The sequence below is a fragment of the Streptomyces sp. NPDC054841 genome (assembly GCF_053611045.1).
This window is the reverse complement of the sequence record NZ_JBSGZO010000510.1, coordinates 1-5732: the sequence shown is the minus strand read 5'-3', so window position 1 is coordinate 5732 and position 5732 is coordinate 1. Positions and strand designations below refer to the sequence as shown.

4 protein-coding genes are annotated in these 5732 nt (G+C 71.5%); 1 reads left to right on the top strand and 3 read right to left on the bottom strand.

Features of this window, described 5'->3' with window-relative positions:
* Positions 1-525: 525 nt before the first annotated feature.
* From ACWGI8_RS37995 to pgsA, 3 genes are read right to left on the bottom strand one after another with little or no spacing between them, the layout of a single operon-like run.
* Positions 526-1686 carry a glycosyltransferase family 4 protein gene (locus ACWGI8_RS37995; protein ID WP_453667998.1) on the bottom strand — a complete coding sequence of 387 codons (1161 nt, stop codon included), beginning with the start codon at positions 1684-1686 and terminating at the stop codon, positions 526-528.
* Positions 1683-2597, bottom strand: a complete 915-nt coding sequence (locus ACWGI8_RS37990; protein WP_453667997.1) for a phosphatidylinositol mannoside acyltransferase — start codon at positions 2595-2597, stop codon at positions 1683-1685. Before ACWGI8_RS37990 ends, ACWGI8_RS37995 begins: the two co-directional genes overlap by 4 nt.
* Complete coding sequence (gene pgsA, locus ACWGI8_RS37985) at positions 2594-3265, bottom strand: phosphatidylinositol phosphate synthase (protein ID WP_453667996.1); 672 nt, start codon at positions 3263-3265, stop codon at positions 2594-2596. The genes ACWGI8_RS37990 and pgsA overlap by 4 nt, the downstream gene beginning before the upstream one ends.
* A gap of 254 nt (positions 3266-3519) precedes the next feature.
* Between pgsA and ACWGI8_RS37980 the strand changes: the two genes are divergently transcribed.
* Positions 3520-5727 carry an elongation factor G-like protein EF-G2 gene (locus tag ACWGI8_RS37980; protein WP_453667995.1) on the top strand — a complete coding sequence of 736 codons (2208 nt, stop codon included), beginning with the start codon at positions 3520-3522 and terminating at the stop codon, positions 5725-5727.
* The last annotated feature ends 5 nt before the right edge of the window (positions 5728-5732 follow it).

Below are 5732 nucleotides of genomic sequence, written 5' to 3'. Positions count from 1 at the left end.
CCCCCGCACCCCCGCGGCAGCTCCGCGCCGCACAAACACCCGCCCCCGCACCCGGTGACCAGGCCCGGAAGGCGAGCCGGTGCCCAACTCACCCACGGCCCGCACCCGGTGACCGGACCTGGCGCAAACGGACCCCACCACCCACGGTCCGCAGTCGGCGGACGGCCCGGGGCGGGGCCGTGCAGGGTCGGCCCCGCAGGGGCGGCATCGTGCCGGGGCACATGGGTACGGCGCCGGATGCCGCCCCGAGGAGTCGAGCCCGGAGGGGCCCCACCCCACGACCCACCGGCGCACCCCGAGCCCGTCCGGCGATTGAGGACGGACACCCCGGACGCCGCCACGGCACCGGGCACACCGTCACCCCACCCCACCGGCAGCAGCCGCACCAAGCCCGTCCGGCGTTTGAGGACGGACACACCGGGTCACCCGCGGTACCGGGCAACACCGCACCCCGCACCGCACCCGCACCCGCACCCGCACCCCGCCGGAGCCGCACCGCACCCCCCACCCCCGGAGGGCTACGCCTCAGTCCCGCGCGAGCCCGAAGCGCGCGCGCAACCCCGGACGTTCGTCCGCCGCGACCGACGCCGCGCCGTCCGTCACCGTCTCGTAGACCGCGAGAATGTCCGCGCCCACCGTCGACCAGTCGAAGCGCCGGACATGCGCGCTGCCCCGGTCCCGGAGTTCCGCGCGGCGCTCCGGGGAGCCCAGCAGCCGCAGCGCCGCCCCGGCCAGCGCGTCCGCGTCCTCGTTGGCGAAGAGTTCGCCCGCCGCGCCCTGGTCCAGGACCTGGGCGAACGCGTCGAGGTCGGACGCGAGGACCGGCGCGCCCGCCGACAGCGCCTCGACGAGGATGATCCCGAAGCTCTCACCGCCCGTGTTGGGCGCGACGTACACGTCGACGCTGCGCAGCAGCCGCGCCTTGTCCTCGTCGCTGACCATCCCGAGGAACTCCACCCGCGAGCGCATCTCCTCGGGGAGGGAGGCGACCGCCTCCTCCTCGTCGCCACGGCCCGCCACCAGCAGCCGCGTCGCCGGCCGCTCGGCGAAGATCTTCGGAAGGGCCTTCATCAGCACCGGCAGGCCCTTGCGCGGCTCGTCGATCCGGCCGATGAACCCGAGCGTGTCGCCCTGCCACTCCGCCTTCGGCTCGGCCCTGGCGAAGAAGTCGACGTCCACCCCGTTCGGGATCACGACCGCGTCACCGCCCAGATGCTCCACGAGCGTCCGGCGCGCGTACTCGCTCACCGCGATGCGCGCGCTGATCTTCTCCAGCGCGGGCTGCAGGATCGGGTACGCCGCGATCATCGCCCGCGATCGCGGATTCGACGTGTGGAACGTGGCCACGATCGGCCCCTGCGCCGCCCAGCAGGACAGCAGCCCCAGCGACGGCGAGGCCGGCTCATGGATGTGGATCACGTCGAACGTGCCGTCGTGCAGCCAGCGCCGCACCCGCGCCGCGGACAGGAAGCCGAAGTTGAGCCGGGCGACCGAGCCGTTGTACGGCACGGGCACGGCCCGTCCCGCCGAAACGACGTACGGCGGCAGCGGCGTGTCGTCGTCCGCCGGGGCGAGGACGGACACCTCGTGCCCGAGCCGGATCAGATGCTCCGCGAGGTCCCTGATGTGGAACTGGACACCCCCGGGCACGTCCCACGAGTAGGGGCAGACGATGCCGATCCTCACGTCTGCCGCTCCCTCGAATGTTCCAGGTCGGCGAGCCACAGCCGCTGCAGCATGTGCCAGTCCTCCGGGTGGTCGGCGATTCCCGTGGCGAAGGCGTCTGCCAGCGCCTGTGTCATCACAGACGTCTTTTCGTCCCGCGTACCTGTCTCGGGTACGTCGAGGGGCGCGTGGATGCGGCCCTTCATGACCGAGGTCTCGTCGTACCAGAGGGTCACGGGGAGCAGCGGGGCGCCGGTCTGCAGGGCGAGCAGCGCGGGCCCCGCGGGCATCCGGGCCGATTCGCCGAAGAACTTCACCTCGACGCCCGAGGCGGACAGGTCGCGGTCGGCGACCAGGCACACCATGCCTCCGTCACGCAGCCGCCGGGCGAGCGTGCCGAAGGCGGAGCCGCCGGTGTGCGGCAGGACCTCCATGCCCAGCGACTCGCGGTAGGCGACGAACCGGTCGTAGAGGGTCTCCGGCTTGAGCCGTTCGGCGACCGTGGTGAACGGGAAGCCCATGGCACGGGTGACCCAGATCCCCGCGACGTCCCAGTTGGCGAGGTGCGGAAGGGCGAGGACGACGCCCTTGCCGGCGGCCATCGCGTCGGTCAGATGGTGCACGCCGGTGGGGTCGAAGCTGGTCGCGGCCCGCTCCTGGCTCCAGGTCGGTAGGCGGAAGGACTCCATCCAGTACCGCATGTAGGAGCGCATACCGGCCTTCGACAGCTCGGCGAGCCGCTCCGGTCCCGCGTCGGGGACCACCCGGGCCAGATTTGCCTCAAGACGCAGCACACCCTTGCCCCGCCGCTTCCACGCGGTGTCGGCGATTCTGCGGCCCAGCGCGGCGGCCACCGGTTCCGGGAGTTTCTTGACCGTCCCCCAGCCCAGTCCGTACAGCGCGTCGGTCAGCCGCTCCTTGGCAGCGCTCATGCCCCACTCCCCTGCGAGGTCCCGTGCGGAGAGGCCCCGGCGTCCGCTTCCGCCGCCTCCCGGCGTACCGTCACCACCCGCTGCCCCAGCGTCACCAGCGAGCCCACCGCCACGATCCACAGCGCGATCGGCAGCAGGATCTCGATGCCGGTTACGCCGAATCCGTGCAGCCCGGCAAGTCCCGCCGCGACCAGCGAGATCACCAGCCGTTCCGCCCGCTCCACCAGCCCGTTCACCGCGACCGGCAGTCCGATCGACTCGCCGCGCGCCTTCGTGTACGAGACGACCTGACCGCTCGCCAGACAGAAGATGGCGACCGCACACAGCACATTGTCGTCGCCCTTGCCCGCGTACCACAGCGCGAATCCGCCGAAGATGGCGCTGTCGGCGACCCGGTCCAGGGTCGAGTCGAGGAAGGCGCCCCAGCGGCTGGAGGTCCCCGCCTGGCGCGCCATGTTCCCGTCGACGAGGTCCGAGAAGACGAACAGGGTGATGACGATCGTCCCCCAGAAGAACTCTCCGCGCGGGAAGAAGACCAGTGCGCCCGCCACGACTCCGGCCGTGCCGACGAGGGTGACGGCGTCGGGACTCACTCCGCGGCGGAGCAGAAACGCGGCGAACGGTGTGAGGACACGCGTGAAAAACGCACGCGCGTACTTGTTCAGCATGGCCTTCCCGAGGTTCGGTGGGCCGCGCGGCCCCAACGGCCACCGGCTGGCCCATCGTAGCCAGGCACGTTCCACGCCAGCGGCCTGGCCCGGTCGCGTACGACGTATGGACGCACCGTGACGGGAGTGGAAAGCTCGAAAGACAACCGCGGGCATCGCCGGAGCCCTCCGACTCCGGCCGGGGGTACCCCCCATCGCGGCTCCCCCGGTCCGCGCCCTCACCTCACCGTGCAATCAGTCGGGAGGAACGAATCATGGGCGACAAGGCGAACGCACAGCCCGGAGCCGCCGGCAGGGCTACGACGGCCGACCGGCCGACATCCGTTCGGAATGTGGTGCTGGTCGGCCACAGTGGATCGGGCAAGACGACCCTGGTCGAGGCTCTCGCACTGGCCACGGGAGCGGTCAACCGGGCGGGCCGGGTCGAGGACGGCGGCACGGTCTCCGACTACGACGAGATCGAGCACCGCCAGCAACGTTCCGTACAGCTCAGCCTCGTACCGGTGGAATGGGGCGGGTACAAGATCAATCTGCTGGACACCCCCGGATACGCCGACTTCGTCGGGGAACTCAGGGCCGGTCTGCGAGCCGCGGACGCGGCCCTTTTCGTTGTGTCGGCCGCCCAGGAGGCCGACGCCGTCGCGAGTTCGACGCGCATGGTGTGGGAGGAGTGCGCCGCGGTCGGGATGCCCCGGGCGATCGTGGTCACCCACCTGGAGACGGCGCGCACCGGCTACGAGGAGCTCACCCGGGTCTGCGGGCAGATCTTCGGCGGCGACGATCCCGACGCCGTACTGCCGCTCTATCTGCCGCTGAACGGTCCCGAGGGGGCGGACGGACACGCCCCGGTCACCGGACTGATCGGGCTCCTGTCGCAGAAGCTGTTCGACTACTCGTCCGGAGAGCGTACGGAGACGCCTCCGGGCCCCGACCATGTGCCGCTCATCGAGGAGGCCCGCAACCGGCTCATCGAGGGGATCATCGCGGAGAGCGAGGACGAGACCCTCATGGACCGCTATCTCGGCGGTGAGGAGATCGACGTCAAGACGCTCATCGACGACCTGGAGAAGGCCGTCGCGCGCGGCGTCTTCCATCCCGTGCTCGCCGCGGCACCCCCCTCCGACGGCGGGAAGCAGGGCCTCGGCACGGTCGAGCTGCTGGAGCTGATCACCGGCGGGTTCCCGACCCCGCTGGAGCGGGAGGCCCCGGTGGTCACCACCCCGGCGGGCAAGGCGGGCCCGAAGATCAGCTGCGATCCGGCAGGACCGCTGGTCGCCGAGGTGGTCAGGACCGCCTCCGACCCGTACGTCGGACGCCTGTCGCTGGTCCGGGTCTTCTCCGGCACGCTGCGCCCGGACGAGACGGTGCATGTGTCCGGCCACGGCCTTGAGGACCGCGGACATGAGGACCATGACGTCGACGAGCGCGTCGGCGCGCTGTCCCAGCCGTTCGGCAAGCAGCAGCGCACGGTCGGCCAGTGCATCGCGGGCGATCTCGCGTGCGTCGCGAAACTGTCGCGGGCCGAGACCGGGGACACCCTCTCCGCGAAGGACGATCCGCTGCTGATGGAGCCGTGGGCGATGCCGGACCCGCTTCTGCCGCTGGCCATCCAGGCGCACAGCAAGGCGGACGAGGACCGGCTCTCGCAGGGTCTGGCACGGCTGGTGGCCGAGGATCCGACGATGCGGCTCGAACAGAACAAGGACACGCACCAGGTCGTGCTGTGGTGCCTGGGCGAGGCCCATATGGATGTGGCCCTGGAGCGGCTGCGCAGCCGCTACGGAGTCCAGGTCGATGTGGTCCCGCACAAGGTGTCGCTGCGGGAGACGTTCGGCGAGCGGTCGGCCGGGCGCGGCCGGCATGTGAAGCAGTCCGGCGGCCACGGGCAGTACGCGATCTGCGAGATCGAGGTCGAACCGCTGCCGCCCGGCTCCGGTGTCGAGTTCGTCGACAAGGTCGTGGGCGGCGCGGTGCCCCGGCAGTTCATCCCGTCCGTGGAGAAGGGGATCCGCGCGCAGGCCGCCCGTGGTGTGGCGGCCGGCTACCCCCTGGTCGACGTCCGGGTGACGTTGCTGGACGGCAAGGCACACTCCGTGGACTCGTCCGACGCCGCGTTCCAGACCGCGGGCGCGCTGGCGCTGCGCGAGGCGGCGGCCGAGGTACGGATCCATCTGCTGGAGCCGGTGGCCGAGGTGCAGGTCATGGTGCCCGACGAGTACGTCGGTCCGGTGATGAGCGATCTGTCGGGGCGGCGCGGCCGTGTGGTCGGCACCGAACAGGCGGGTCCTGGCCGGACACTGGTACGGGCCGAGGTGCCGGAGATCGAGATCGGACGGTACGCGGTGGATCTGCGGTCCGTCTCGCACGGCACGGGCCGCTTCGACCGCTCGTACGCGCGGCACGAGGCGATGCCTCCGCAGCTCGCGGACAAGATCCGCGAACAGGCGGAATCCGGCACCTAGTTGGG